The 26487-nt window shown below is 42.9% G+C and carries 18 protein-coding genes; 7 read left to right on the top strand and 11 right to left on the bottom strand.

Annotated features, from left to right (window positions below):
• A partial coding sequence (locus QSJ46_RS09060; RefSeq protein WP_483298731.1) for a BclA C-terminal domain-containing protein occupies window positions 1–1193 on the top strand: 1193 nt, incomplete at its 5' end.
• A gap of 20 nt (window positions 1194–1213) precedes the next feature.
• Here QSJ46_RS09060 and QSJ46_RS09055 read toward each other — a convergent pair.
• The 7 genes from QSJ46_RS09055 to gltB all read right to left on the bottom strand — a co-directional run bounded on the left by QSJ46_RS09055 (window position 1214) and on the right by gltB (window position 12870).
• Window positions 1214–1774: a CatB-related O-acetyltransferase gene (locus QSJ46_RS09055; protein WP_285604602.1), complete on the bottom strand. Its 561-nt coding sequence runs from the start codon at window positions 1772–1774 to the stop codon at window positions 1214–1216.
• Window positions 1775–1838: 64 nt separating this feature from the next.
• Window positions 1839–3206 (bottom strand): MATE family efflux transporter, encoded by a 1368-nt coding sequence (locus QSJ46_RS09050; protein WP_285604601.1) that lies wholly within the window; start codon window positions 3204–3206, stop codon window positions 1839–1841.
• Window positions 3207–3231: 25 nt separating this feature from the next.
• A complete protein-coding gene (gene dacB / locus QSJ46_RS09045) occupies window positions 3232–4716 on the bottom strand; it encodes a D-alanyl-D-alanine carboxypeptidase/D-alanyl-D-alanine endopeptidase (protein ID WP_285604600.1) in 1485 nt (494 codons plus the stop codon).
• A 125-nt stretch (window positions 4717–4841) separates the two neighbouring features.
• Window positions 4842–5816 carry a pectinesterase family protein gene (locus QSJ46_RS09040; RefSeq protein ID WP_285604599.1) on the bottom strand — a complete coding sequence of 325 codons (975 nt, stop codon included), beginning with the start codon at window positions 5814–5816 and terminating at the stop codon, window positions 4842–4844.
• A gap of 88 nt (window positions 5817–5904) precedes the next feature.
• Window positions 5905–6606: a DUF421 domain-containing protein gene (locus QSJ46_RS09035; protein ID WP_285604598.1), complete on the bottom strand. Its 702-nt coding sequence runs from the start codon at window positions 6604–6606 to the stop codon at window positions 5905–5907.
• 191 nt (window positions 6607–6797) lie between these two features.
• Window positions 6798–8282 carry a glutamate synthase small subunit gene (gene gltD / locus QSJ46_RS09030; protein WP_024428371.1) on the bottom strand — a complete coding sequence of 495 codons (1485 nt, stop codon included), beginning with the start codon at window positions 8280–8282 and terminating at the stop codon, window positions 6798–6800.
• Between the two features lie 16 nt (window positions 8283–8298).
• A complete protein-coding gene (gene gltB, locus QSJ46_RS09025; RefSeq protein ID WP_285604597.1) occupies window positions 8299–12870 on the bottom strand; it encodes a glutamate synthase large subunit in 4572 nt (1523 codons plus the stop codon).
• Window positions 12871–13022: 152 nt separating this feature from the next.
• Between gltB and gltC the strand changes: the two genes are divergently transcribed.
• The 3 genes from gltC (at window position 13023) to QSJ46_RS09010 (ending at window position 17578) form a co-directional block, all read left to right on the top strand.
• Window positions 13023–13925 carry a glutamate biosynthesis transcriptional regulator GltC gene (gene gltC, locus QSJ46_RS09020; protein WP_034280677.1) on the top strand — a complete coding sequence of 301 codons (903 nt, stop codon included), beginning with the start codon at window positions 13023–13025 and terminating at the stop codon, window positions 13923–13925.
• 94 nt (window positions 13926–14019) lie between these two features.
• Window positions 14020–15756 (top strand): ABC transporter ATP-binding protein, encoded by a 1737-nt coding sequence (locus tag QSJ46_RS09015; RefSeq protein ID WP_285604596.1) that lies wholly within the window; start codon window positions 14020–14022, stop codon window positions 15754–15756.
• Window positions 15749–17578 carry an ABC transporter ATP-binding protein gene (locus QSJ46_RS09010; protein WP_285604595.1) on the top strand — a complete coding sequence of 610 codons (1830 nt, stop codon included), beginning with the start codon at window positions 15749–15751 and terminating at the stop codon, window positions 17576–17578. Before QSJ46_RS09015 ends, QSJ46_RS09010 begins: the two co-directional genes overlap by 8 nt.
• A 49-nt stretch (window positions 17579–17627) precedes the next feature.
• Here the strand turns inward: QSJ46_RS09010 and QSJ46_RS09005 are convergent, their stop codons facing one another.
• The gene (locus QSJ46_RS09005; RefSeq protein WP_285604594.1) at window positions 17628–18455 is read right to left on the bottom strand and encodes a MerR family transcriptional regulator; all 828 of its coding nucleotides are present in this window, start codon (window positions 18453–18455) and stop codon (window positions 17628–17630) included.
• Between the two features lie 87 nt (window positions 18456–18542).
• Between QSJ46_RS09005 and QSJ46_RS09000 the strand changes: the two genes are divergently transcribed.
• Window positions 18543–19106: a GNAT family N-acetyltransferase gene (locus QSJ46_RS09000; RefSeq protein WP_107163508.1), complete on the top strand. Its 564-nt coding sequence runs from the start codon at window positions 18543–18545 to the stop codon at window positions 19104–19106.
• A 68-nt stretch (window positions 19107–19174) separates the two neighbouring features.
• Here the strand turns inward: QSJ46_RS09000 and QSJ46_RS08995 are convergent, their stop codons facing one another.
• The 3 genes from QSJ46_RS08995 to proC are packed head-to-tail and all read right to left on the bottom strand — an operon-like array spanning window position 19175 to window position 22405.
• A complete protein-coding gene (locus tag QSJ46_RS08995; protein WP_285604593.1) occupies window positions 19175–20443 on the bottom strand; it encodes a glutamate-5-semialdehyde dehydrogenase in 1269 nt (422 codons plus the stop codon).
• 18 nt (window positions 20444–20461) lie between these two features.
• Window positions 20462–21580: a glutamate 5-kinase gene (gene proB, locus QSJ46_RS08990; protein ID WP_285604592.1), complete on the bottom strand. Its 1119-nt coding sequence runs from the start codon at window positions 21578–21580 to the stop codon at window positions 20462–20464.
• Window positions 21581–21607: 27 nt separating this feature from the next.
• A complete protein-coding gene (gene proC, locus QSJ46_RS08985) occupies window positions 21608–22405 on the bottom strand; it encodes a pyrroline-5-carboxylate reductase (protein WP_483298730.1) in 798 nt (265 codons plus the stop codon).
• 470 nt (window positions 22406–22875) lie between these two features.
• On the opposite strand from proC, the gene QSJ46_RS08980 reads away from it, so the two are divergent.
• Window positions 22876–24072 (top strand): cytochrome P450, encoded by a 1197-nt coding sequence (locus QSJ46_RS08980; RefSeq protein WP_047203380.1) that lies wholly within the window; start codon window positions 22876–22878, stop codon window positions 24070–24072.
• Between the two features lie 131 nt (window positions 24073–24203).
• The gene (locus QSJ46_RS08975; RefSeq protein ID WP_212042974.1) at window positions 24204–26246 is read left to right on the top strand and encodes a molybdopterin oxidoreductase family protein; all 2043 of its coding nucleotides are present in this window, start codon (window positions 24204–24206) and stop codon (window positions 26244–26246) included.
• The last annotated feature ends 241 nt before the right edge of the window (window positions 26247–26487 follow it).

Genomic DNA, 26487 nt, shown 5'->3' with positions numbered 1-26487 from the left:
CTGGAGTTACTGGACCTACTGGTGCGACAGGTAGCGCTGGAGCCACTGGACCTACTGGTGCGACAGGTAGCACTGGACCAACGGGTCCTACTGGCGTAACGGGTAGCACTGGAGCCACTGGACCTACTGGTGCGACAGGTAGCACTGGAGCCACTGGACCTACTGGTGCGACAGGTAGCACTGGAGCCACTGGACCTACTGGTGCGACAGGTAGCACTGGACCAACGGGTCCTACCGGCGTCACGGGTAGCACTGGAGCCACTGGACCTACTGGTGCGACAGGTAGCACTGGACCAACGGGTCCTACTGGCGTCACGGGTAGCACTGGAGATACCGGACCTACCGGCGTCACGGGTATCACTGGAGCCACTGGACCTACCGGCGCAACAGGCATTACTGGGGCAACGGGTCCTACTGGCGTGACAGGCGCTACGGGTATTACTGGGGCTACCGGAGCTACCGGACCTACTGGCACAACGGGTATTACTGGAGCTACTGGCGCAACGGGTATTACTGGAGCCACTGGACCTACCGGCGTCACGGGTAGCACCGGAGCCACTGGACCTACCGGCGCCACAGGCATTACTGGAGCTACTGGTCCTACCGGTGCGACAGGTATTACCGGGGCTACCGGACCTACTGGCACCACAGGTATTACCGGGGCTACCGGACCTACTGGCGCAACGGGTATTACTGGAGCTACTGGTCCTACTGGCGCCACAGGCATTACAGGTGCAACTGGTCCTACTGGTGTCACTGGGGCAACTGGAACAGGTGGTTTTACAGATACTGCACTTTATGCTGCTAATAGTTCTGGACCTACCATTGTTACTGTAGCCGGTGGAACGAATATTCCTCTGCCAAACTTTCAAAACATTACTGGTTTTACGGCAAACGGCACGAGTACTGTTTTTACCGTTCTGCAAACTGGTAAATATTATATTACGTATCAAGTCAACACCACTACAGCTCTTTTGATTAGTACACGTTTGCTTTTAAATGGAGCAACTACTATTTCTGGTTCTGTTCAATCACCTGTTATCTCAACTTCATTTATCAACAACACTGTTATTGTTAATTTAACAGCTGGAAGCACCATTTCACTGCAGTTTTTTGGGGCAGTTGTCACAGCTATTTTAGTTGGAGGAGGCGGTGCTGCAGGTGCTACCTTGACCATCATTCGGCTTAGCTAAACTAAAAAAGAAAGGCTTTTTCAGCCTTTCTTTTTTATGTCTTCTATTACATTTATACACTGTTCAATATCATCAGATTGCAAAAGGTGAAAAATAGATTGGATGATTGAAAACTCTAAATTCCACCATTCTAATAACTGCAGTTTTTCGATTATTTCGGATGAAAATCGATATTTCATGAGCTGCTGGGGATTTCCTGCGGCTATTGCATATGGCGGCACATCTTTTGTGATCACACTATTTGCTCCGATCACGGCCCCGTTTCCTATACATACTCCTGACATAATCGTCGCACCATATCCAATCCATACGTCATGTCCAATATGAACATCTCCCTTCGATTTGGGATGTCCTTTAATGTGGGCAGCTTCTTTGAAAATTTGATTAAAAGGATACGTTGTGACCCAATCTGTACGGTGTTCCCCGCCTAGAAAAATTTTCACTTCGTTTGCTATGGAACAAAACTTCCCAATATGTAATGCCGTTCCTTCTCCCCATGTCAGCACTTGGAAATCTGGTCCGGCATAAGAAAAGTCACCGATATTGTACGAGCTTAGTTCACTTCTTTGATTTAAAAACATAGAAGATCTGACCTCCTTAAAAGTGATAGATCTTCGTATGTATATGCTGCTTTACGCCTTCACATTATGATTGAACAAGCGATACAATTTGTTTTTTCTTCCATACCAGCTGATAGTAGCTGTATTGGAGGAGTAAGTTTACAAAGAAAGCTGCAGGGTAGCCAATCCATATTCCCTTAATGCCAAGGGATGTATAATGGGATAGCACATAAGCGACTGGTACTTCTACAAGCCAAATGGAACAAATACTAAAGATCGTTGGCCAAAGAACTGTCCCGCTTGCTCTCATTGTGGCTGCAACAATTTGGGCCGTTCCAAAGATGAGATAGCTCCATAGTGTAATGACAACCAAACTATAGGCAATGTCTATCGTCTTAGGATCTGTTAAAAAGATAGATAAAATCTGCGGTGCAAAAATATAAACGAAAATAATGATACATCCGCCTATGGCGAAGTTAAGTCCTAACCCAATTTTAATGACATCTTTCAGTCGATTCATATTACCTGCACCAATGAATTGTGCTGCAAAGATTGAGACCGCAATGCCAAGACTCACTGCCGGCATCTGCACATAACTCACGACTTGATTGACAACACCATAGGCAGCTGTCGCCTGTGATCCATAATCGTTGACGAAAGAAATAACGGCAATTTCTGATAAAGAAATAAGGATCATATTAATGCTTGATGGGATACTGAGCTTTAATAACGTTTTTAATAGATCCCCTTTCATCAATAAATGCTTTCTCACCGATGCATCAATACGAAGCGGATGCTTTGTCTTATATAAGTAGATATGTAGAATGATAAACGTCACAATTGTTGAAATCACTGAAGCATACGCAGCGCCATATAAGCCGAACGCCGGCAATCCCAGCCAGCCAAATAATAAAATGGGAAGCATCAGAATATTCGTTGCCGTACTAATCATTAAGAAATAAAAAGGTGTTTTCGAATCGCCTGTCCCTCGCAAGAAGGTCGTATAAACAAAATAAAGAAATAAGATCGGCATTGAGATGAATAAAATTCTGGCATATGCTGCACTTTCCTCCACGATATTAGCAGGTGTTCCCATGAGGTTTAAGATGTCTGTTGCGAAAAAACCTCCAATGATCGCTAAAGATACGCCGAGCAAAAAAGTGAATGAAAGCGTTGTGCCAATGATTTCTTTTAATTTCTGTTCATTTTTTGCTCCATAGGCCTGTCCAATAAGGATCGAGCTTCCCGATCCAATTCCAATGGAAAAAGAAACGAGCAAAAAGAAAAGCGGAAAGAATGCAGAAATGGCAGCTACTGCATCCTCTCCAATCCATCTTCCGACAAGAACAATGGACACTAACTGTCCGATCGATTGCAAAATATTGCTTAGCAAAAGCGGGATGAGAAAAATGGACATGGTTTTTACTAAAGATTGATTGTTATCTAACGTCATGATGGTTCTCCTTCTCTCTCTAAATCTAAAGATTCTCAGCTAATATGCTGACAATACGGTCTTCTATCTCTTTCCCTTTTTCGTCATCAACAAGGTGATTTAACAAGATGGAAAAAGCGAGCGTTTTTCCGCCCTGCGTATCAATATATCCAGAAAGTGTGCTGACCGTTGTTAACGACCCTGTTTTTGCACGAACTTTTTCTAGTGTAGCTGGTTCTTTCAATCTGTTCCTTAACGTGCCCCCCACCATTCGTTCACTTGCCCCTGCTAAAGGGAGCGCATGTTCATAGGTTTTAAACCATCTTTCCTTTTGAATGTTTGTCAAAAATAAAGTGAACTGGTTAGCAGAGACAAGGTTAATAGGTGATATCCCCGAGCCGTCACGCAAAACTGCAAGCGAAGGATCGATGCCAAACGCAGGAAGCCGTTCATTCATGACATCCAGCCCAGCTTCAAAGCTCCCTTTGTTCTTCACTTTTTTGCCTAGTTCCTTTAGCAAAATTTCTGCATGTGTATTGTTGCTTAATTTCATCATAGGAACGAGCAGCTCTGATAATGGCATCGATGTATGGGAGACGATTTTTTTGGCTTTTTTAGGAACTTGTTTTGATTTCAGTGGTCCTTTTACTTGAATGCCTTCCGCCTTTAACGCTCGTTTCATTAAGTCTAAAGCATAGGCGGCCGGATCCCATAAAGCGACCCATTGTTTAGATGAGCTTGCTTTAACCGGAATGGTCCCAGTTAACGTAATCTTGTTGGTTCCGTGAGAACGCTTAAAAGAGATTTTCTTTTTTCCGCCTTCAGGAACTGTTTTCACTTGATTGCTGACTTGAGCGACATCCGTCTTCGGGATCATCTCATATGCGGCTTTCTGTCCTGCTTTTTTTCCTGGTTTTACTTCGAGAATTACGGTCCCTGCATCATAATCTTGATTCGGTGAAGCCGTGAGAGCAGAAATTTGTGCCCCGTAATATTGATCCTCATCACTCCAAGGCAGATCAATGGAGTATCTCGTGTCATCAAACCAAGTGTCATCAACCGCAAGCTGTCCGCGAATGGTATGTATTCCGGCCCTTTTGACTTGTTTGGCAAGTGCTGCAAAATCCTCCTCTAATAAAGTCGGATCACCGGTGCCGCGAAGATACAGGCTGCCATGTAACGTTTTCTTTTGAATGGAACCATCCATCCAGATGTCTGTAGGGAATGTGTGTGTTTCTCCAAGTATATCAAGTGCGATGGCTGATGTGAGCAGTTTCATATTAGAAGCAGGAGTGAGACGAATATCGGCTTGATGTTCATAAAGAAGAGAGTTGTCAGAAGTATCGCGGACGCTGATGCCAGAGATCGCGCCCTCTAAATCAGGTGCTGTTCGTATGAATTCGTCTAAAGCGGTCATCCAAGTCAGTGAATCGTCACGAGCTGTGAGCTGTTCATCTTTCGCTGAAAAAGGAAGAAATAAAATCGACAGGATACATATTTGTAAAAACATGAGCTGTGAAAAACGCTTCACGCAATCCCTCCTTTTGTTGCAGCCAAATTTAGAAGAATATGTTCATTATACACAAAAGAACGTTTGTTCTCAAAGGTTTTTTAAACAGAAAAGTCAGCTTTCTTTGACGAAAACTGACAAGCCCTTTACCTCTTTTCTGGATTCCAACCATCGGCTCCTCCAAGAACTGCTTGAACCGTGATCTGACTTGCTTCGTTATTGGTTAAAATAGTTGACCATTTTACGCGGTTTGCTGTACTGCTCCCTGCTCCTGTTGATCCAAATTCTTTATACCTGGCCGTTCTTTCGTTGTCACGGTTATCCCAGTTATGCCATCCCTCTGCTTTTATATGGTCATCCATTTTTGTATGGAGGAATGTCACAGCCGAATAAGGTCTCCACGGACGTCCTAAATAAACCGATTGCGCAGCTGCCGTTCCCTTTTTCAACGTAGAATCTATGAATACGTAACCGTACCTTTGTGCTTCTGTTGTGGATGCTGCAGTAATATACCCATTTCCAAGGCTTTTTATTTCAGCTCTTTTAAACACAGCCGTGGCTGATCCAAAAATAAAATCGACCGTGCCCTCGATATAGCAGTTTTCATAATATTGCCGCCCTGTGCCTGTTGCATAAAGTGTATCTTGATAGCCTAACACACGTATTTGTTTGAACACAGCCCGGTCGCCAGACACATACAGGGCCACCGCCTGACCAGCATGTCTGCCAGCTGTATTTTGGAAGGTGATATTTTCTGCGTAAAAGTCGTTTGCACGGATCATTGTACTTGAGCTATTGGTAGTACTCCCAGTGCTTGCATTTGTGTCATCATACGTAAGGATCGTTTTGTGCTGGTTTTCACCGATAAAAGATACGTGTGGTTTATTTTGCGGAAGCAAAATTTTTTCTCTATATACGCCATTTTTAATATAGATCGTTGCCCGCTGTTGATTGTTTGTTGGAATCGCATCAATGGCAGACTGAACGGTGCGGTATGCCCCGCTTCCCTTTTGATCAACGACAAGGACGCGGTTATGCCCTGCTTCTGCTGCTTGAAGTGAAGCTGGGTCAAAAAGAAATAAAGACAAGACCATGACAATCCATACGTTTCTACATTTCATCACATATCTCCTCCTCATTTTGTGAACGTTTTCATCAAACATTCTTTTTGATCCTATTCCATACACACGCAAAAAAACACCCACGTTTTTATGTTGTGGATGTTTTTTTAGATTTTTCATATTGCATCGCATAAATTCCTTCATTTTCAATCCATTCACAAAACAGAACGTCTCGATAGGAAGAAATGTGCTGCTTTTTTAATTGCTCAAGCAGCCAGGATTCATCAAAGCCGGCTTCTTTTAGATCTTTTTTTAAAATTTCGCCGTCAATAATAAACGTTCTAGGCAATTTGACTTCTTTTCCCTTCACATTCACATCTTCTGCTGTGGCTGGTGCGTATTTCATTTTTGGAAGAACACTGACAGAACCGTCAGTTTCCAAAATGGCATATTCAATTTCATTCAGGGCAAAATGGCCTTTTGCGCGAACCAGTGTCTGCAGCTGATTGATATCAAGCATATTCTTCTTCAACCGGTTGTAGTGAATTTTCCCCTTATCAATCACAAGCGTAGGTCTTCCTTCTAAAAAAGCGCGAAGAGATTTAAAGCGCTGTGAAAGTGATTCAACTGTATAAATGAGTACGCCCCATACCGCAACAGCAAATAAAATGTGCTGAACCTTGACTTCTGGGTCAAAAATGGCGTTTCCGACCATTTCGCCTAGAATTAGTGCAGAAATAAAATCAAACGGCGTGATTTGTGCAAATTGTGTTTTCCCTAATAATTTTGTAATTAAAAATAAAGCGAAAAATCCAATTAAGAGTTCAATCAAAATATTAACAAACGGCACAAAGATTCCATCCTTTCTTGCTGCATTTATATACAGCATATACATGAAAGGAAGGATCTAAACGTTTTCGTCTCTTCAACCGAAGTGTCGCATGTATTCACGCATTCTTAATCTGGTGCTAGACATCATAAAAAGCCATGACCACACGTTGGTCATGGCTTTTCTTTATATTGTAACACCCTTTGTTTGACCTATTTTGGCAGAACCGAACTCCCCATTAAATAACGGTCTACCTCGTGCGCCACTTGTCTGCCTTCATTAATTGCCCAGACAATCAAGCTTTGCCCGCGTCTTGCATCTCCCGCTGCAAATACGCCTTCTACATTTGTTGTATATTCCCCATATTTTGCGTCAATGCGATTGTTTTTGCTGTCCACGCCAAAGTGTTTCACAAGCGGCTGTTCAGTTCCCTCAAAACCAATTGCAATAAAGACAAGCTGAGCAGGCCATACCTTCTCTGTCCCTGGAATTTCATGAAATTCAAACTTCCCTTGTTCGTTTTTCACCTTTTCCATTTGAATGGTATGAAGCTCTTTTAATTTCCCATTTTTATCTGCCACAATTTTTGTGGTTTGAATTGAATATTGACGCGGATCTTCTCCGAATTTTGCTTGTGCTTCTTCATAAGCATAATCCAGCGAGAAGACATAAGGCTGTTCTGGCCACATGTTATCCCCTACACGTGTATCCGGAAGCTTTGGATGCTTCCCGAATTGAACAACACTTTTTGCTTTTTGGCGAAGTGCAGTTGCAACGCAGTCTGCACCTGTATCTCCTCCGCCAATCACAATCACGTCTTTCCCTTTTGCGTCAATAAAGTTTTTATCTTTGAATCCTGAATCAAGCATGCTTTTGGTTGCGAGTGTTAAATAATCCATTGCAAGGTGAATCCCTTTTGCTTCCCTGCCTTCAATTAACAGGTCACGCTGCTTTTGTGCACCTGTACAAAGGATGACCGCATCAAACTGCTCTTTCAGTTCGTCGGCAGTGATATCCACGCCGATTTCTGTGTTCGTCACAAAGTCAATGCCTTCTTGTCTTAGTAGTTTGACTCTTCGCTCGACCACTTCTTTGTCGAGCTTCATATTCGGAATGCCGTATGTCAGCAGTCCGCCAAGACGGTCAGAACGCTCGAACACTGTAACAGCGTGTCCTGCTTGGTTTAATTGATCAGCACTTGCAAGTCCTGCTGGTCCTGAGCCGACAATGGCAATTTTCTTCCCTGTACGGCTTGAAGGGATTCTTGGCGTGATCCATCCATTTTCAAAGCCTTTATCAATGATCGTGCGTTCGATATTTTTAATCGAAACAGCTGGATCATTGATAGCGACTGTACATGACCCTTCACAAGGCGCAGGACATACTCTCCCAGTAAACTCAGGGAAATTATTTGTTTTTTGCAGTCTTTCGAGAGCTTCTTTCCATCTCCCTCGATAGACAAGATCATTCCACTCTGGAATTAAATTGTAGATCGGGCAGCCAGACACGCCGCCCCTGATCTCCATCCCAATTTGACAAAACGGTGTTCCGCAATCCATACATCTAGCGCCCTGCTTCTTCAATACGTCATCTGTATAAGGAGCTGAATATTCTTTCCAGTCATTTTGACGAGTGAGAGGGTCACGTTCATTTGGCTTTTCTCTTTTATAATCCATAAAACCTGTTGCTTTGCCCATTGTCCTCTCCCCTTTCTTAATGAGCGAGGGCTGCTTTTTGCCCGTTTGCCGTTTCTTGATTTTTCGGTTTTGTATTTGCTTCAAAGGCAAACATCACCGCTTCTTCATGACTGAGGCCCGCTTGTTTTTGTTCTTCGATGCTTTGGAGCATCATTTTGTAATTTCTCGGAATGACTTTGATGAATTGATCCTTTTCTTGCTCCCAGTTTTCAAGAAGTGCTGCTGCTTTTGAGCTGTTTGTATAATCAAGGTGTTCCTTAATCATTTGCTTTACTTCTTGTTCTTCTTCATGATCTGTTAGCTTTTCAAACATGATCATTTCCATGTTACACATTCTTTTGAACTGTTTTGCATCCGATGTATGGATGTAGGCCACACCGCCAGACATACCTGCACCAAAGTTTTTCCCAACATCTCCTAAAATGACGACACGTCCGCCAGTCATGTATTCACAGCCGTGATCTCCGATTCCTTCAACAACCACATGTACACCTGAATTACGAACAGCAAATCGTTCTCCAGCACGCCCGTTAATATAAGCTTTTCCGCTAGTTGCACCGTAAAAAGCGACGTTACCTACAATGACGTTTTCATGTCCATTTTGTACAAAATGATCAGACGTTTTGACAGCAATTTTGCCTCCTGAGAGTCCTTTGCCGATATAGTCATTTGAATCACCTGTTAAATAGAGAGACATGCCCTTTGGCACAAATGCGCCGAAGCTTTGTCCAGCTGAACCAGTGAATCTTAGTGTGATGGTATCCTCTGGCAAGCCCTCTTCCCCGTAGCGCTTAGACACTTCACTGCCAGTAATGGTTCCGGCCACACGGTTGATATTGCGAATGTTCAATGATAGATCAACCGGTGTTTGATGATTCAGCGCTTCTTGCACATAAGGAAGGATTTCATTCATATCCAGCGATTCATCAATTTTATGATTTTGTGGTGTTCTGAATGTCCGCGCTCCTTCTGGCTGATAAAGCAGTGTTTCAAGGTTTAGCTGCCCTGCTTTCCAGTGAGCTTTTGCTCGTTCACTGACCGCTAGGACGTCCGTACGTCCGATTAATTCATCCATTGATGTAAAACCGAGTTCTGCTAAGATTTCTCTTACTTCCTCTGCAATAAACATCATGAAGTTCACAATGTGATCAGGGTTACCCATGAATTTTTTGCGAAGCTCTGGATTTTGTGTGGCAACACCGACCGGGCAAGTATCTAAATGACATGCTCTCATCATTACGCAGCCCAGCACGACAAGTGGAGCTGTCGCAAAGCCATACTCTTCTGCTCCTAAAATCGCAGCCATGACAACGTCGCGGCCTGTCATTAACTTTCCGTCCGTTTCAAGAACAACTCTCTCACGAAGACCGTTTAGCACAAGGGTTTGATGAGCCTCTGCCAATCCAAGCTCCCAAGGAAGTCCTGTGTGTTTAATACTCGTTTTTGGTGAAGCTCCTGTACCGCCGTCATAGCCGCTAATGACAATGACGTCTGCAGTTCCTTTTGCTACACCTGCTGCGATCGTGCCAACGCCTGCTTTAGATACAAGCTTGACACTGATGCGTGCATCACGGTTTGCGTTTTTCAAATCATGAATCAGCTGTGCCAAATCCTCGATGGAATAAATATCATGATGCGGCGGTGGTGAAATTAATCCGACACCTGGCGTAGAACCACGTACATCGGCAACCCAAGGATACACTTTATTTCCTGGCAGCTGTCCGCCTTCTCCCGGCTTTGCCCCTTGCGCCATTTTAATTTGCAATTCATCTGCATTGACTAAGTAATGACTTTTCACACCAAATCGGCCAGAAGCGATTTGCTTAATGGCGCTTCTGCGGTCATTACCGTGTTCATCTACTGTAAAGCGGGCAGGATCTTCTCCGCCTTCTCCGCTGTTACTTTTACCGCCAATTCGGTTCATCGCAATTGCAAGTGCCTCATGCGCTTCTTTACTTAAAGATCCAAATGACATGGCACCTGTCTTAAAGCGGCGTACGATGGATTCAGCAGATTCAACCTCTTCCAGACGAACCGGCTTTTGTTTTGTCTGAAACGCAAACAAATTTCTGAGGAAGCCGATTCTTTCTTCATCCGCTGCCTTTGTATATTGTTTAAATAGGTCATAATCTTCATTGCGGCATGCCCACTGGAGCGTATGGATCGTTTTTGGATTAAAGGCATGGTGCTCTCCATTTTTTCTCCACTGGAATTCACTGCCTGATTCAAGTGTCTGGTCAGTTGCTGCTTGGTACCCTGCTTCATGACGAAGTTTTGCCTCATGTGCAATGGTGTCAAGATCAATCCCGCCAAGCTGAGAAGCTGTTCCTGTGAAATACTCTTGAATGACGTCTTCACTAATCCCGACTGCTTCAAAGATTTGCGCGCCTCTATAGCTTTGCACAGTGGAAATCCCCACTTTGGACATGACTTTGACGACACCTTCTGTCACGCTTTTACCAAACTTTGTAACAGCTTCATCAAAGCTGATCGAAATCGCTTCGTCTGCAATCAGCTGTTTGTACGTTTCATAGACAAGGTAAGGATGGATCGCATCTGCCCCGTAGCCAATCAGTGCGGCAAAATGATGAACCTCTCTCACCTCTCCAGATTCAACGATCAGACTGACCTTTGTCCGCAGACCTTGACGCACAAGGTGCTGATGAAGTGCACTTAGCGCAAGAATTGGTGGAATCGGTACTTTTTGTTCTGTCATTTCACGATCTGAAAGGATTAATAAAGAGACACCTTCTCTAATCGCTTTTTCTGCCTCTTCAAACATCGCATCCAGTCCGCGCTTTAAATCATCGGTGAAAAGTGTATGAATTGTTTTGCTTTTAAAGGCATTATGAACAATTGTTTTCAAGCCGTTAAATTGTCCGCTCGTTAAGACCGGAGTATAAAGTTTAATTCTTCGGCATGAATATTCATTCGGATGTAAAATATCGCCTTCGGCACCTAACCAAGTCATGGTTGATGTCACCAGCTGCTCACGAATGGCATCAATCGGCGGGTTCGTGACTTGTGCGAACAACTGCTTAAAATAAGAAAACAGAGACTGCGCACGATCTGATAACACAGCAAGCGGTGTGTCACTTCCCATTGAACCAATTGGGTCCTTGCCTTCCTCTAGTAAAGGAATTAAATACTTTTGAATGTCTTCGTACGTATAATGGAACGCACGCTGACGCGTCAACAAATCATCCATTATACTAGAATTTTCTGAATTTTCTTCCGAGCGATTGACGTGGACCATTTCTTCATCGAGCCATTTTTGATAAGGAAGTTCATTCGCAATGGTCGATTTCACTTCTTCGTCAGAAATAATTCGCCCTTCTTCTAAATCAATGAGCAGCATTTTGCCAGGCTCAAGACGATCTTTATACTTCACATCTTCTTCATTTGTGTCAATCACGCCGACCTCAGAAGAGAAAATGATATGATCATCATTCGTGACATAGTATCTAGCCGGTCTTAATCCGTTTCGGTCTAAGATGGCCCCGATTTGTTTACCGTCCGTAAAGGATATCGCTGTTGGTCCATCCCATGGCTCCATGAGAGAACTATGGTATTCATAAAATGCCCGTTTCTCTTTCGACATGTGCGTGTTTTCCGTCCAAGGCTCAGGAATCAGCATCATTGCTGTATGAGCAGGTGTACGGCCTGCAAGCACAAAGAATTCAAAGGCATTGTCTAAAATGGATGAATCACTTCCGTCTGCATTCAGCACTGGCAAAATCTTGTCTAAATCGTCTCCGAAGGCTTCAGATACGAATTGTTGTTCTCTTGCTCTCATCCAATTGATGTTTCCTCTTAATGTGTTGATTTCTCCGTTGTGAATTAAGTAACGGTTTGGATGGGCTCTTTCCCATGTAGGAAATGTATTTGTACTAAATCTTGAATGAACAAGTGAAAATGCAGAAACAAATGTTTCATCCTGTAGATCAAGATAAAAAGCATCGACTTGATCTGATGTTAAAAGCCCCTTATATACGATGGTTTGACTCGACAGGCTGACAAAGTAAAATTGTTTTTCCTCTTTTGTTCCCCAGTTCTCAGCCTGTTTACGGATGACATATAATTTTCTTTCAAATGACAAACGATCTGTGATGTTGTCGTTTGCACCGATAAAGACCTGCCTCACAACCGGACAGCTCTTCGCTGCGACAGTACCAATTTTCCCAGCATCGACAGGAACCGTTCTCCAGCCGATTAATGTTTGACCTTCTTGTTTAATGAACCCGTTGATTTTCTGTTCGATGGCTTGACGCGTTTTTTCGTCATCATCTTTTGAAAAGAAGACCATTCCTACCCCGTAACGGCCCTTTTCTGGAAGTGCAAATTCTTTGCAGTTCTTTCTAAAGAAAGCGTCTGGCAGCTGTACCATTAAACCGGCACCATCACCTGTATACGGATCACTGCCTTGCCCGCCGCGGTGATCAAGCTGGCACAGCATTTGTAATCCCTTTTTGACGATGCTATGTGTCGCCTCCCCTTTTAAATGGGCGTACAGTCCGATTCCACATGCATCATGTTCAAATTCAGGACGGTAGAGACCTTGTGGTTGTGGTAGTTGATTATAAGTCATCGTTTCTCTCCCCCGTTTAAAAGATCCGTTTTTCACAGTAATAAAATCTCACAAACTCTGTAACTTATTTTAAGTTTTCAAATTGATATAAACAATATATAATTTAGATCAAAACAATCTCTTTTTGAGATAGATGGGTGTGAAGTGCAAAAATGGAGCTTCGTCAGTTACGTTATTTTGTAGAAGTCGCAGACCGTGAACACGTGTCAGAAGCGGCTGAAAACTTACATGTTGCCCAATCTGCCATCAGCCGGCAGATTGCGAATTTAGAAGAAGAACTTGGAGTGGCCTTATTCGAACGAGAAGGACGAAATATCAAATTAACGAAGATCGGCAGACAATTTTTAGATCATGTCAGAACTGCACTCAAAGCCATTGATTACGCAAAAGAGCAAATTGATGAATACTTAGATCCGCACAAAGGGACGGTAAATATTGGCTTTCCTACAAGTCTAGCAAGCCAAGTGCTCCCTTCTGTCATCTCCGCTTTTAAGCAGGAATATCCAGAGGTCGATTTTTTACTTCGTCAAGGATCCTATAAGTTTCTCATTGAAGCCGTTAAAAATCGTGATATCGATCTTGCCTTTTTAGGACCTGTACCGACAAACGATTCTCAAATAGAAGGAAATATTTTGTTTTCTGAAAGCATTTATGCCCTTTTACCGGTTAGCCACCCCTTTAGCGGACAAAGGAGCATTCATTTAAGTGATTTAAGAAAGGATCATTTCGTGTTATTTCCTGAAGGGTATGTGCTGAGACAAATTGCGGTTGATGCTTGCAAGCAGGCAGGCTATGAGCCTACCATTTCATCTGAAGGAGAAGATTTGGATGCCATAAAAGGTCTCGTATCGGCAGGTATGGGCGTTACCTTATTACCCGAAAGTGCCTTTTATGAAACAACACCGCGATTTACAGTGAAAATTCCGATCGATTTTCCTCAAGTGAGAAGAACGGTTGGCATTATTGCATCTAAAACGCGAGAAATGTCTCCTTCTGCCCATGATTTTTATGTGTTTGTGAAGGATTTCTTTTCTAAAATTGAACAATATAAATAATTCACTAAAACAAGACATTTCATTTGTAGAAATAATCCCTCTTTGTATATGATGGGTTACAGAACAAAAGACTATATGGAAGAAAGGTATTTGTATGAAATCAATTTTATCATTTTTAAAGCCGTATCGGCTGTCCGTTGTGTCCATTGTTATTCTCACCTTTTTAAGCAGTATGCTCCAGCTGTATTTACCGACGTTAACAGCTGATATCGTTGATGTCGGTATCGTCCAGGGAGATATTGCTTACATATGGAAGGTTGGCGGCTGGATGGTGGCTTGTTCTTTACTCGCCATTTTGCTCACCATTTGGAAGTCTTACTTGTCATCAAAGACAGCACTTGGCTTCGGCCGTGATATGAGAAGACAGCTGTTTGTACATGTCGAACAATTTTCATTAGAAGAATTTCAAAAGATCGGCACGTCTTCCTTTATTACAAGATCAACAAATGATGTAAAACAAGTCCAAGATGTGACGATCATGATTTTACAAATGATGACGCGGGCCCCGCTTATGCTTGTGGGCGGAATCATTTTGGCTGTTTCCAGGGATGCTGTCCTGTCTCTTATCTTTTTAGCAGCCCTCCCCCTTCTTGGCGGATTTATTTATTTGGTGTCAAGAAAAGCCATTCCGCTATTTGGCCAGCTTCAGAAAAAAACAGACCGGCTGAATTTAATTATGCGAGAATCTCTTTCAGGCATCCGGGTCATTCGTGCATTTAACCGTGTGGATGATGAAAAGGAGCGATTCCAAGAAGCTAACACGTCCTATAAGGATACTGGCCTTAGAGTCAACCGATTAATGGCTTACTTGTTTCCATTTATGTTGATCATCATGAACTTCACGAATATCGGTATTGTTTGGCTCGGGGCAAACCGAATTGATGCCGGAGAAATGGAAGTTGGGAATCTCATTGCCTTCATTCAATATGCGATGATGATTTTAATGGCACTGATTATGCTGTCGATGAGCTTTATTATGGTCCCAAGAGCACAAGCATCAGCTAAACGTATGAATGAAGTGTTAAACATGGAACCAAAGATTAAAGACAAAGAAGTGTCTATGACTGAGCTTCACGAGCCCGCGCAATCCATTCGCTTTGAGGATGTATCATTTTATTACTCAAATGCAGAGAAACCGGCCGTTCAAAACATCACGTTTGAAGCCAAAACTGGCGAAACAACAGCCATTATCGGAAGTACGGGTTCTGGGAAAACTACCCTTCTCCAGCTGATGACGCGCTTTTATGAAGTGACAGAAGGCCGGATTACACTAGATGATGTAGATATTAGAGAGCTGCCACAGGAGAAACTGAGAAACCAGATGGGCTATGTCTCTCAAAAAGCTGTTTTATTCAGCGGAACCATTGCCGACAATGTGCGTTTCGGCAAGCAGGATGCAAGTGACGAAGACGTTTGGCAGGCGCTGCGAACTGCACAGGCCGAAGAATTTGTTTTGCAAAAAGATGGCGGAATTGATGCAGAAATTGATCAGGGTGGTTCAAATCTATCGGGCGGCCAAAAGCAGCGGCTTTCCATTGCAAGGGCGCTAGTGCGAAAACCATCATTCTATCTGTTTGACGATAGCTTTTCAGCACTTGATTACAAAACAGATGCAAAGCTGCGGGCATCATTAGAAGCAGAAAAAGCACATGCAGCCCTCATCATTGTCGCTCAACGAATCAGCACAGTGAAACATAGTGATAAAATCATTGTACTTGATGAAGGAAAAATCGCAGGTATCGGAACACATGAACAATTAATAAAGGATAATCTTGTGTACCAAGAGATTGTCGCATCACAGGAAGGTCAGGAGGTGAGCGAGGATGAGTAAGAAAATGTCTTCCGGCATGGGCCATAAAGGCGCCCACCCTAAAGGACCAGCCGCAAAACCGAAGGAATTTAAGAAAACACTGCTTCGATTGACAGGCTATTTAAAACCAAGAAAATTTCAGCTGATCATCGTCTTTATTGCAGCGATTGGTTCAACTGTCTTTAATGTCATTAGTCCAAAGCTGCTTGGGGATGCCACCTCTTCCCTATTTGACAGCTTCACGAATGGAACAGCCGTTCAATTTGATGTCATTTCACGAATTCTTTTGCTGCTTGTCGTCCTGTACGTAGTTGCTTCTCTCTTTTCATTCGTTCAGCAATATGTCATGGCCGGTGTCTCTCAACAGACCATTGCTGAATTACGCCAAGAAGCAAATGACAAGCTCACACGCCTCCCCCTTCGTTATTTTGATAAAACAACCCACGGGGACACATTAAGCCGTGTGATGAATGATATCGATAATATTAATACATCGCTTCAGCAGGCGCTCACCCAAGTGATTACATCTGTGATTACAGTCATTGGGATTGTCGTGATGATGCTCTTCATCAGTCCGCTGCTTACATTGCTTGTTTGTTTGACACTTCCACTCAGCCTGTTTGCGATTCGCGGCATTACGTCATTTTCTCAAAAGCATTTTAAAGCGCAGCAAAAAGAGCTTGGGACGATCAATGGCCATATTAATGAGATGTTCACAGGTCATCAGACAGTCCGTGCGTATGGCTACGAAAAGAAAGCGATCGATACATTTGATCAATTAAATGAAAAGCTGTATGAATCTTCAAGGAAAGCGCAGTTCATTTCTGGTTTAATGATGCCAATGATGACCTTTATCGGGAACCTTGGCTATGTGGCAGTCAGTGTAGCCGGCGGGATTCTTGTCATTAACGGGAATATTCGTGTCGGGGATGTGCAGGCGTTTATCCAATACACACAGCAAATGTCTCAGCCGCTTGTGCAAGCATCAAGCGTCGCAAACTTAGTTCAATCAGCGATCGCTTCTGCTGAAAGGGTCTTTGAAATCCTTGATGAGGAAGAAGAAAGTACCGAAGAAGATGCGGCAATTGATCTTGCATCACTCTCAGGTGATGTGAGCTTTGAACAAGTTCAATTCGGATATGAAAAAGATCATCCGATTATTAAAGATTTGAATTTAGATGTGCAAGAAGGACAAACGGTTGCCATTGTCGGACCAACAGGCGCAGGAAAAACAACCATCATCAATCTTTTAATGCGTTTTTACGAATTAGATCAAGGCTCCATACGCATTGGCGGTGTCAAAACAACTGATCTCAGCCGTCAGCAAGTACGAGAATTACTTGCGATGGTTCTTCAGGATACGTGGCTCTTTGAAGGAACGATTTACGACAACATTGCCTATGGCAGACAGGACGTTTCCAAAGAGGATGTCATCAAAGCCGCCAAACATGCCTATGCGGATGATTTCATCCGTACACTTCCAGATGGATATGACACACTGTTAACAGAAGATGCCGGCAACCTGTCACAAGGTCAGCGCCAGCTGTTAACCATCGCCCGTGCCATTTTATCTGATCCAAAGATTTTGATATTAGATGAAGCAACAAGCAGTGTGGATACTCGGACAGAGATGCATATTCAAAAAGCAATGAATGAATTGATGAAAGGCAGAACGAGCTTCGTGATTGCACACAGACTTTCAACCATTAAGGATGCAGACCTCATTTTAGTTATGAAGGATGGAAGCATCATAGAAAAAGGATCGCACAGCGAACTTTTAAAACAAAAAGGCTTCTATGCAGATTTATATATGAGTCAATTTGCCGAAAATCAAGTTGGTTAACATCAAAAAAGAGGGTAAACACGCATGTCACATGCTGTCTACCCTCTTTTCAATTGTTATCTGCTCGCTTCTTCACTTTTACACTGAGCTTCGTTATATACTCTGCTTCATTTTTAGACATGAGCGAATGAAGTAAATACTCCTCAAATACATCTCCATCCAGCAACATGCCCTCTTTCTCGATTTCATCTAATAAATGCGAATAAGCAGACTCAATCTCATCATATGTTCCTTGATCATATATCACCGCATAGATCCCGCCAGGTTTTTTCACTGCCCCCGGTCCATCCATTCGGCAGAACAGCTGATCTGACTGATGATAGCGGCGCTTACAAAACTGTTCCTTTTTTAAGACAGACCCATTTGCCGCAGCCCCTTTTATGCCAACTTCCTTTAAAAATTCCCCTACAATACGCGATATTTCTTCTACAGGTGTATTGAAGTCGATCGGGTTTGAAGCACTTAGTATAACTGGTTCTTCTGGCAGCTCTTGAAACAGGACCTCCCCTATTTTCACAGTTGATAATTCATGCGTTGTCTCGATCACCCGCATAAGAAAAGCTTGGATATCTTGCAGTTTTTCAATCTCTTGTTTGACCTTTTCTACTTGGTCGGCCGCTAGGCTTTGCAGTCTCTCGCGAGAAGGTTCTGTGAAATATTGTTTTAACTCTTTGATCGGAAATTGAACAGCCCGCAAGGATTGAATCGCAATAAAATGGTCAAATTGCTCAAGTGTATAGTAACGGTAGCCATTTTCATGAACACCAGCCGGCTTAAATAAATCGATTTTATCATAATACAGAAGCGTATCTTTTTTCACATCAAATAGCTTGGCAAATTCTCCAGTGAAAAATGTTTTTTGCACATCATTGATCATGATGAAGGCTCCTTTCTTGACTATGGAGTTACTCCATCCTTTATCATAACATGCAGAAACACCATTACGCAGGGAAAGGATAAGAAAATGAACAAAATAACTCAACATGAAGTGACATTAGCACATGCAAATAAAAAGGACTTCCCTTCTATGAAAAAAGAGCTTCAGAAAGCTTTTACAGCTGGCGTGATCGATGCATTCGGCGATGCGCAGGATGGACCGATTCCACCAGATGAAGTGATTGATGAATCTTTTCATTCGAATGAACACATTGTTTATCATATTATGCTAAATGGTGAAAAGGCAGGCGGCGTTGTCATCAAAATCAACCAAGAGACACATCACAACTCGGTTGATTTGCTATACATCTCCTCATCCTCTCACGGCCGCGGCATTGGTCAGGCAGCATGGAAAGCCATCGAGGCGCAATATCCAGAAACAATTGTATGGGAGGTTGTGACCCCATATTTTGAAAAACGCAACATTCATTTCTATGTCAACAAGTGCGGCTTTCAAATTGTTGAATTTTATCACTTACACCATCCAGACCCAAACGCACCTCGTGAAGCAGATCAAGGCAATGAACCTTTAGCACCTGAGGAATTTGAATTTTTTAAATTTGAAAAGGTGATGAAGAAAAACGGTTCATAAGGATGATAACATGCATTATAAAGTTAAAAACACTACCTCATAAAAAGGTAGTGTTTCTTAAATCTTTTTTAGCTTCTAATCTGACCGTCGCCACATAGAAGCAGCTTAGTTGTCGTGAGTGCAGGAAGTCCCATTGGCCCTCTTGCGTGGAGTTTTTGAGTAGAAATGCCGATTTCAGCTCCATAGCCAAGTGCGCCGCCGTCTGTAAAGCGAGTCGATGCGTTATGATAAACAGCCGCCGCATCGACTTCGTTTAGAAACGTGAGTGCATGTTTTTCATCTTCTGTCACGATGGCTTCTGAATGTTTTGTGCCGTACTGATCGATATGGCTGATCGCTTCCTCGATTGAATCGACTACCTTCACTGCAAGATCAAGACTTAAATACTCATCTGTCCAATCCACTTCCCCAGCAGGAACCGCATCTGAAAAGTAAGACTCTGCTGCCTGATCGCCATGTACAGTGACATGGTGCTCCTGCAGGGCTTCGTTCAATGCTGCTGCATTCTCTTTCAGCCAATCGCGATGAATGATCAGCGTCTCAAGCGCATTGCATACAGCGGGACGATTCGTTTTTGCATTGATCACAATCTCAATGGCTTTTTTCACATTCGCAGTTTGGTCAATAAAGACATGGCAGTTTCCTGTCCCTGTTTCAAGCACTGGAATAGTGGATTCTTCCACCACTGTTTTGATTAAGGAAGCTCCGCCCCGCGGAATTAACACATCTATCCATTCTTTTAGTTGAAACATCGCCTGAACCGATGAACGGTCTGTTTGTTCAATCAATTGCACCGCATCACGAGGAATTTTTGTTTGATCCAATGCTTCATGAATCACACTGACAATGGCTTTGTTGGAAGAAATAGCGGAGGAACCGCCTTTTAAAATCACTGAGTTGCCTGCCTTTAAGGCAAGGCCTGCTGCATCGACAGTGACGTTCGGTCTCGCTTCATAGATCATCCCGATCACGCCGAGCGGTACTCTTCGGCTTTTCACATGTAAGCCGTTATCAAGAGTCCATTCATCCAATATTTCTCCAACAGGATCTGTTAATCTCGTCACAAGCCGCAAACTTTCAGCAAACTCATGAATTCTTTCTTCATTTAACATTAATCGATCCATGAGTGCCTCTGAGAAGCCCTTTTCTTTGCCCACATCTAAATCCTTTTGATTCTCCTGTAAAATGAAACTGCTTTTTTGCTCTAACGCTTCTGCCATTTTAAGCAGCGCGTCATTCTTTTCCTCTGTTTGAAGTAAACTTAGTTTTTTTGAAACGTACTTTGCTTTTTTCGCTTTTTCTTTGACCGATGTGACAACTTCAGCTGTCAGTGTCATGGAATTCCTCCCTTTTGGTTAACAAACTGGAATCGATAAATCTAAATGACAAACAAATGCTTCAAGATCGACGACATGCACGATTTCATCTTGTAACAAGTCACTCTTACGTGCGAGTTCATCTGACGCATAATTCACAATGCCAAGCCCTATTTCTCTTCCATCTTGATCTAAAATACGGACGACATCGCCTTTTTTAAATGAACCTTTCACACTGACAATCCCATCAGAATCAAGACTTCCCTCTCGGTGTATGAGAAATTCCTGTGTTTTCTCTTGAACCAAGATCTCACCTTTTGGTCCAGAATGAAAGGCAATCCACTGTTTCTTATAGTTCAGCGGCGCTACATTTTCGTCAGCGGTAAAATAAGTGCCGTCCTCTGTCCCGTTGATCGCTTTGTCTAAAATGTGAGGCGTATCTGCTTTTCCTAAAAAGCCATTGATACCTGCGGCCATTGATATTTTAAAAGCATCGAGCTTTGATTTCATTCCGCCTGTACCTACACTGCTGCCTGCGTCTCCAGCAGCTGCTTCGATGTCTTCTGTAATGTCAGTGACTTCAAGAATTCTCTTTGCATTTGGATTTGTATGAGGATTATCTTCATACAAGCCATCAATATCAGATAAAATGGCAAGGAAATCCGCATCAATTAAGCCAGCTACTTTTGCAGACAATGTATCGTTGTCTCCAAACTTCAACCGATTGATCGTCACTGTATCATTTTCGTTAATAATTGGGATGATGCCTCGATCTAATAACACATTCATTGTGTTGCGCACATTTTGATAGCGCGTTTCATCAGAAAAATCACTTCTTGTGATTAAGAGCTGTGAGGCAATATAGCCGTGTGATAAAAATAAAGTAGAATATGATTCCATTAAAAGCCCTTGCCCAATTGAGGCAGATGCCTGCTTTTCCGGCAGTGTTTTCGGTCTATCGATAAATCCTAGTTTTCGGTAACCAGCTGCAACCGCACCAGATGAAACCAAAATGACTTCGTGTCCTTCATCTTTCAGTTTCACAATTTGATTGACGAGGTTTTCTAGTTTTTTTAAACTAATCTCACCTTGAAAGCTAGTAAGAGAGCTGCTTCCGATTTTCACAACAATTCGTTTTCTCTCTTTATCTGCGTACACCTTATCACTCCTGCATCTGAATTCTATTTATATAGATACTTTTTGTTTTTGCTGATTGCTTATCTCTTTTGATCGATTGGCAGCATGTTTGACAGCCTGCTTGATCGCTTCTCCTCCGCCAAAATCATCTAATGCATTCAGTCCAGCAGCAGTTGTTCCATTTGGTGACGTAATTTTCTCTCTTAGGACTGAAGGGTTTTCCTCTGTTTCTTGGAGCATTTTTGCCGCACCGAGGAGTGTCTGCGCGCCAATTTGGCGAGACAATTCCTTTGATAAACCTGCCTCTTCTCCTGCTTCTTCGATTCTTTCCATTAAGAAATAAAAGTAGGCGGGCCCGCTTCCAGCAATTCCAGTGAAGATATCCATTTGCTCTTCCTGAATGGTATAGACTTCGCCCATTTCAGATAAAAAAGCCTCACTTATGCTCATATGATCGTTTTTCACATAACGTCCAGCAGATAAAGCAGTCGCTGATGCGCCGATCGTACTTGAGGTATTTGGCATGACCCTTATAACAGGCTGACCTTCGTGCAGCATGTCTTCAATATACGATAGCTTAACACCTGCAAGGACAGACATGATGAGCTGATGTGGCTGAATACGAGATTTTAATGATTCAAGTGCTGCTTCAGCATCCTTTGGTTTCATGGCCAGGATCAACATATCCATTTCTTCAAAAGGAAATGAATCCATTGCGGCTGTTTGAATTCCGTATTGTTTCGTTAGTTCATTCAATCGAAGTTGATTTTGTCTGTTTGTTGCGTAGATTTGGCCTAGCGGTATCTGTCCTGATCGCACAATCCCTGCAATCATTCCTTCCGCCATAGAGCCTGCTCCAATGAAAGCAACTTTCTTTTGATCAATGATATTGATCCTCTCCCTTGTTCGCTTTTTGTTCGCGTTTTTCGCACGTTAGTAATGGTAACATGATGAGAAATCGTGTCAAGAAAGAGCTAGCTCTTTTCAAAAGTCCCGAATGCATGGCGGACAGCTTGCTGTAAGTATGTTAGCCGTGTTTTTCAAATTCAGCGATTTAGATCAAAAGAACTATGATCATTTGAATCATAGGACCCTTTCGTTCGACTGAATTCCCCATTTTATTTTTGGTTTCGGTGACTTCAATTCTATTTTTTAGAAAGCGCTCTCATTTTAATCACTTTCTATTTTCCTAAATGGTGAATGTGCTTGAATCTTTCGATTAGACTATTGACATATTTTAGAAAACATGTCCGTTGAAATGATATTTTACTGGTGATACCGTGAAAGAGAAATCATGTGAAAAAGGAGCGTTCATAATGAAAGTGAAAGAAAACTATGTCAATGTGATACCAATGAAAGAAATCCGTTCTACCGATGACCTTCTTTTCCCATTCCCTATTTACAATGAGCTGCGTGCAGAAAGTGATATTAGATATGATGAGACAAGAAAGTGCTGGGATCTCTTTCGATATGCCGATATCCAGTCTGTTTTAAAGCAGCCTAAAGTGTTCTCTTCACAGCGGGGAAGAAGCACGTCTAAAACAAGTATTTTAACGATGGATCCTCCAAAACATACAAAGATGAGAGCGCTCGTGAATAAAGCATTCACCCCAAAAGCGATCAAGCAATTAGAAGATAAGATCAAAGACCTGACACATGATTTATTAAATCAAGTCAAGGATCAACGTACGTTTGATATCGTGCAAGATTTAGCAGCTCCCCTGCCGGTGATGATCATCGCTGAGCTTCTCGGTGCAGAGGTGCAGGACAGAGAGCTGATTAAAAAACATTCTGATGCCCTTGTGGCAGGTGCTAAGGATGAATCAAAAGAGGCCATTCAGGCTGTTGTAGATATGCAAAAACGCGCTGAAGAGGAGCTGTCCGTTTATTTTGCTCATTTGATCAAAAAACGAAAAGAAACGCCTGCGGGTGACTTGATCTCGCTTCTCATTCAAGCGGAAATCGATGGAGAGCGTTTAACGGAGAATGAACTGCTTGGCTTTTGTATTCTATTACTTGTTGCAGGCAATGAGACAACGACCAATCTAATAACAAATGCCGTACGACTGCTGACAGAGCAGCCGCATATCGCTGAATCCGTTCGACAGGACCCCTCTCTTATTCCTCAATTGACTGAGGAAACGTTGCGGTATTATCCGCCTGTTCAAGCCATTGGCCGAATCGCCGCAGAGGATGTTGAAATTGCTGGCGCACGCATTGAAAAGGGAGACTACCTCATCGGCTGGGTTGCTTCAGCAAATCGGGATGAACAGAAGTTTGAAGATCCAGATACGTTCCGGCTTGACCGGAAATCCAATCCTCATATGAGCTTTGGATTTGGCATTCATTTCTGTCTCGGTGCACCGCTTGCCCGGCTTGAAAGCAACATTGCGCTTGATATTTTACTCCATACGTTTCAAGACATCACCTGCGCTGCAGATCAGCTAAAACCTATTCAAAGCACGTTTGTTTTTGGGGTAAAAGAATTTCCTGTACAAGTCACCCGTTTTTAAAAGTCCCTTTTTCAGGGGCTTTTTTTCATTTTCTACAATTCATCATCTCTTTCTTACCTTCCACCTCCGAACATGCTAAAATAAAGTCCATACAAAGCGATAACGGAATGCAGAAAGGAAGCCAAAAACTCATGACCGATTATACAGCGATGAAAGACGGAATTTTCAAATCAGTTTGTTCGTTAGATTGCCCGGATCAGTGCGGTCTTTTAATACATAAAGAAAATGGAAAGATCGTGAAAGTGCAGGGAGATCCGGACCACCCTGTCACACAAGGAAACATATGCAACAAAGTGCGTAATGTCACAGCCCGTTTATACGATGAAAAAAGACTGACCACTCCTTTAAAACGTGTTGGTAAAAAAGGCGAAGCACAGTTTGCACCGATTACGTGGGAAGAAGCCATTGAAACCATTCGTCAAAAATGGACAAAGCTGATCGAAGAAAAAGGGCCAGAAAGCATTCTGCCTTACAGCTTCTATGGGAACATGGGCAATCTCAACGCAGAAGGAATGGACCGCCGCTTTTTTTATCGTCTTGGTTCAAGTCAGTTAGACCGGACGATCTGTCAGTCAGCGGGAACGACTGGCTATAAATATACAATGGGTGCCAGCATTGGGACAGATCCTGAAGACACCATTCATACGAAATTATTTATCTTTTGGGGCATCAATGCCGTATCGACCAATATGCACCAAATCACCTTGGCACAAAAAGCGCGAAAGCAAGGAGCTAAGATTGTCGTAATTGATGTTCACAAGAACCAAACCGGCCGGATGGCAGATTGGTTCATTCCGCTTCGACCTGGTACTGACAGTGCGCTTGCCCTTGGCATCATGCATGTCCTTTTTAAAGAGGAACGTACAGATGAAGCCTTTTTAGAGACTTACACGGTCGGCCATAAAGAGCTACGCGAGCATGTGGAGCAGTATGATCCAGACACAGTTGAGCGAATCACAGGTGTCCCTAAAGGCGACATCATGACACTTGCAAGAATGTATGCTGAGACATCGCCCTCACTTATTCGCATTGGGAATGGTTTACAGCACCATGATAATGGCGGGATGAGTATTAGAACGATTTCCTGCCTCCCTGCCCTGACTGGTCAATGGCTGCACAAGGGCGGCGGAGCGATGAAATCAAACTCTTCTTTTCTCAGCTATAATGAAACAGCTCTTCAGCGGCCGGATTTATTAAAAGAACGCACACCTAGATCATTTAATATGAACCAGCTGGGAAGTGTGCTGACAAGCGCAGAGCCTTCCGTTGATTCTCTCTTTATCTACTCGTGCAACCCAGCAGTTGTAACACCTGAAGCGAATAAAGTCAGAGAAGGTTTGCAGAGAGAGGACTTATTTACAGTGGTGCATGATTTATTTCTAACAGAAACAGCGGCATATGCAGACATTGTCCTGCCGGCGACATCTGCCTTTGAAAATGAGGATTTCTATACATCATATTGGCATCATTATATTCAAATTCAGGAGCCAGTGATAGAACGCTACGGAGAAAGCAAATCCAATACTGAAGTATTCCGCCTGCTAGCTCATGCGATGGGTTTTGAAGATGAAGCCTTCCGAGAGACAGATGCTGAGCTCATGGAACAAGCTCTTCATCATCAAGAAAATCCGCATTATGAGGACATTTCATACGAAGCATTAAAAGAAAAGAAATGGATCAAAGCAAAACGTGGATCTTTCGAGGAATTAAAGCTTCAAACCCCAAGCGGGAAAATTGAGCTTTATTCTGAACAAATGAAAAAAGACGGGTATCCAGCACTTCCAACCTATGTGCCCCTTTATCAGGAAAGCGATTATCCGCTTACCTTTATACCGGGACCGAACCATAATTTTTTGAATTCCACCTTCTCACTTCATGAAAAGCATCAAAAGCTTGAGAAATTTCCGAAGCTTCACATGAATGAACAGGATGCAAAGGAAAGAAAAATTGAAGATGGTGACATGGTCCGTGTACTGAACGATCGAGGAGAGTGTGAGCTTGTCGTGTCAGTCGGTCAAAATGTTTTATCTGGTGTTGTGGTCAGTCAAGGATTATGGGCAGATCAAAAAGGCAAAAAACATCTCGTCAATGGATTAACACCTGATCGATTGGCAGATATGGGCGGCGGCGCAACGTTCTTTTCTGGCAGAGTCGAAGTTGAAAAATTATCATAGAAAAAGTAAAAGCCAGCAAAAACTGCTGGCTTTCAGATTGTTGACAAAGGGCTAAAATAATCTTGATTTTAGCCCTTTGTCTTCTTTTCAGCGTGATAGAAAACCTTTGAAGTCTAGGAAGCTCGAGCACTGGAGCGGAGCGAATTTGACATTCGTGAGCACCAGCGCGCAGAGCTGACAACGAATGCGAGGGTTTGTCTACACGCTGAAAGCCAGCAAAAAACTGCTGGCTTTTTGATCT

It is taken from the genome of Bacillus sp. YKCMOAS1 (genome assembly GCF_030268125.1).
Classification (GTDB): domain Bacteria; phylum Bacillota; class Bacilli; order Bacillales; family Bacillaceae; genus Bacillus; species Bacillus safensis.
This window is presented reverse-complemented; position numbering and strand designations above follow the sequence as displayed.

What these genes read in the sequence shown, in the direction of transcription:
- gltC (WP_034280677.1), top strand. Translation starts at nt 13,023, where the DNA reads ATGGAGCTTCGTCAGTTACGTTATTTTGTAGAAGTCGCAGACCGTGAA.
- QSJ46_RS09015 (WP_285604596.1), top strand. Translation starts at nt 14,020, where the DNA reads ATGAAATCAATTTTATCATTTTTAAAGCCGTATCGGCTGTCCGTTGTG.
- gltB (WP_285604597.1), bottom strand. Translation starts at nt 12,870, where the DNA reads ATGACTTATAATCAACTACCACAACCACAAGGTCTCTACCGTCCTGAA.
- QSJ46_RS08975 (WP_212042974.1), top strand. Translation starts at nt 24,204, where the DNA reads ATGACCGATTATACAGCGATGAAAGACGGAATTTTCAAATCAGTTTGT.
- QSJ46_RS09050 (WP_285604601.1), bottom strand. Translation starts at nt 3,206, where the DNA reads ATGACGTTAGATAACAATCAATCTTTAGTAAAAACCATGTCCATTTTT.
- QSJ46_RS09005 (WP_285604594.1), bottom strand. Translation starts at nt 18,455, where the DNA reads ATGATCAATGATGTGCAAAAAACATTTTTCACTGGAGAATTTGCCAAG.
- QSJ46_RS08980 (WP_047203380.1), top strand. Translation starts at nt 22,876, where the DNA reads ATGAAAGTGAAAGAAAACTATGTCAATGTGATACCAATGAAAGAAATC.
- gltD (WP_024428371.1), bottom strand. Translation starts at nt 8,282, where the DNA reads ATGGGCAAAGCAACAGGTTTTATGGATTATAAAAGAGAAAAGCCAAAT.
- proC (WP_483298730.1), bottom strand. Translation starts at nt 22,405, where the DNA reads ATGGCGGAAGGAATGATTGCAGGGATTGTGCGATCAGGACAGATACCG.
- QSJ46_RS08995 (WP_285604593.1), bottom strand. Translation starts at nt 20,443, where the DNA reads ATGACACTGACAGCTGAAGTTGTCACATCGGTCAAAGAAAAAGCGAAA.
- QSJ46_RS09055 (WP_285604602.1), bottom strand. Translation starts at nt 1,774, where the DNA reads ATGTTTTTAAATCAAAGAAGTGAACTAAGCTCGTACAATATCGGTGAC.
- QSJ46_RS09040 (WP_285604599.1), bottom strand. Translation starts at nt 5,816, where the DNA reads ATGAAATGTAGAAACGTATGGATTGTCATGGTCTTGTCTTTATTTCTT.
- QSJ46_RS09010 (WP_285604595.1), top strand. Translation starts at nt 15,749, where the DNA reads ATGAGTAAGAAAATGTCTTCCGGCATGGGCCATAAAGGCGCCCACCCT.
- QSJ46_RS09000 (WP_107163508.1), top strand. Translation starts at nt 18,543, where the DNA reads ATGAACAAAATAACTCAACATGAAGTGACATTAGCACATGCAAATAAA.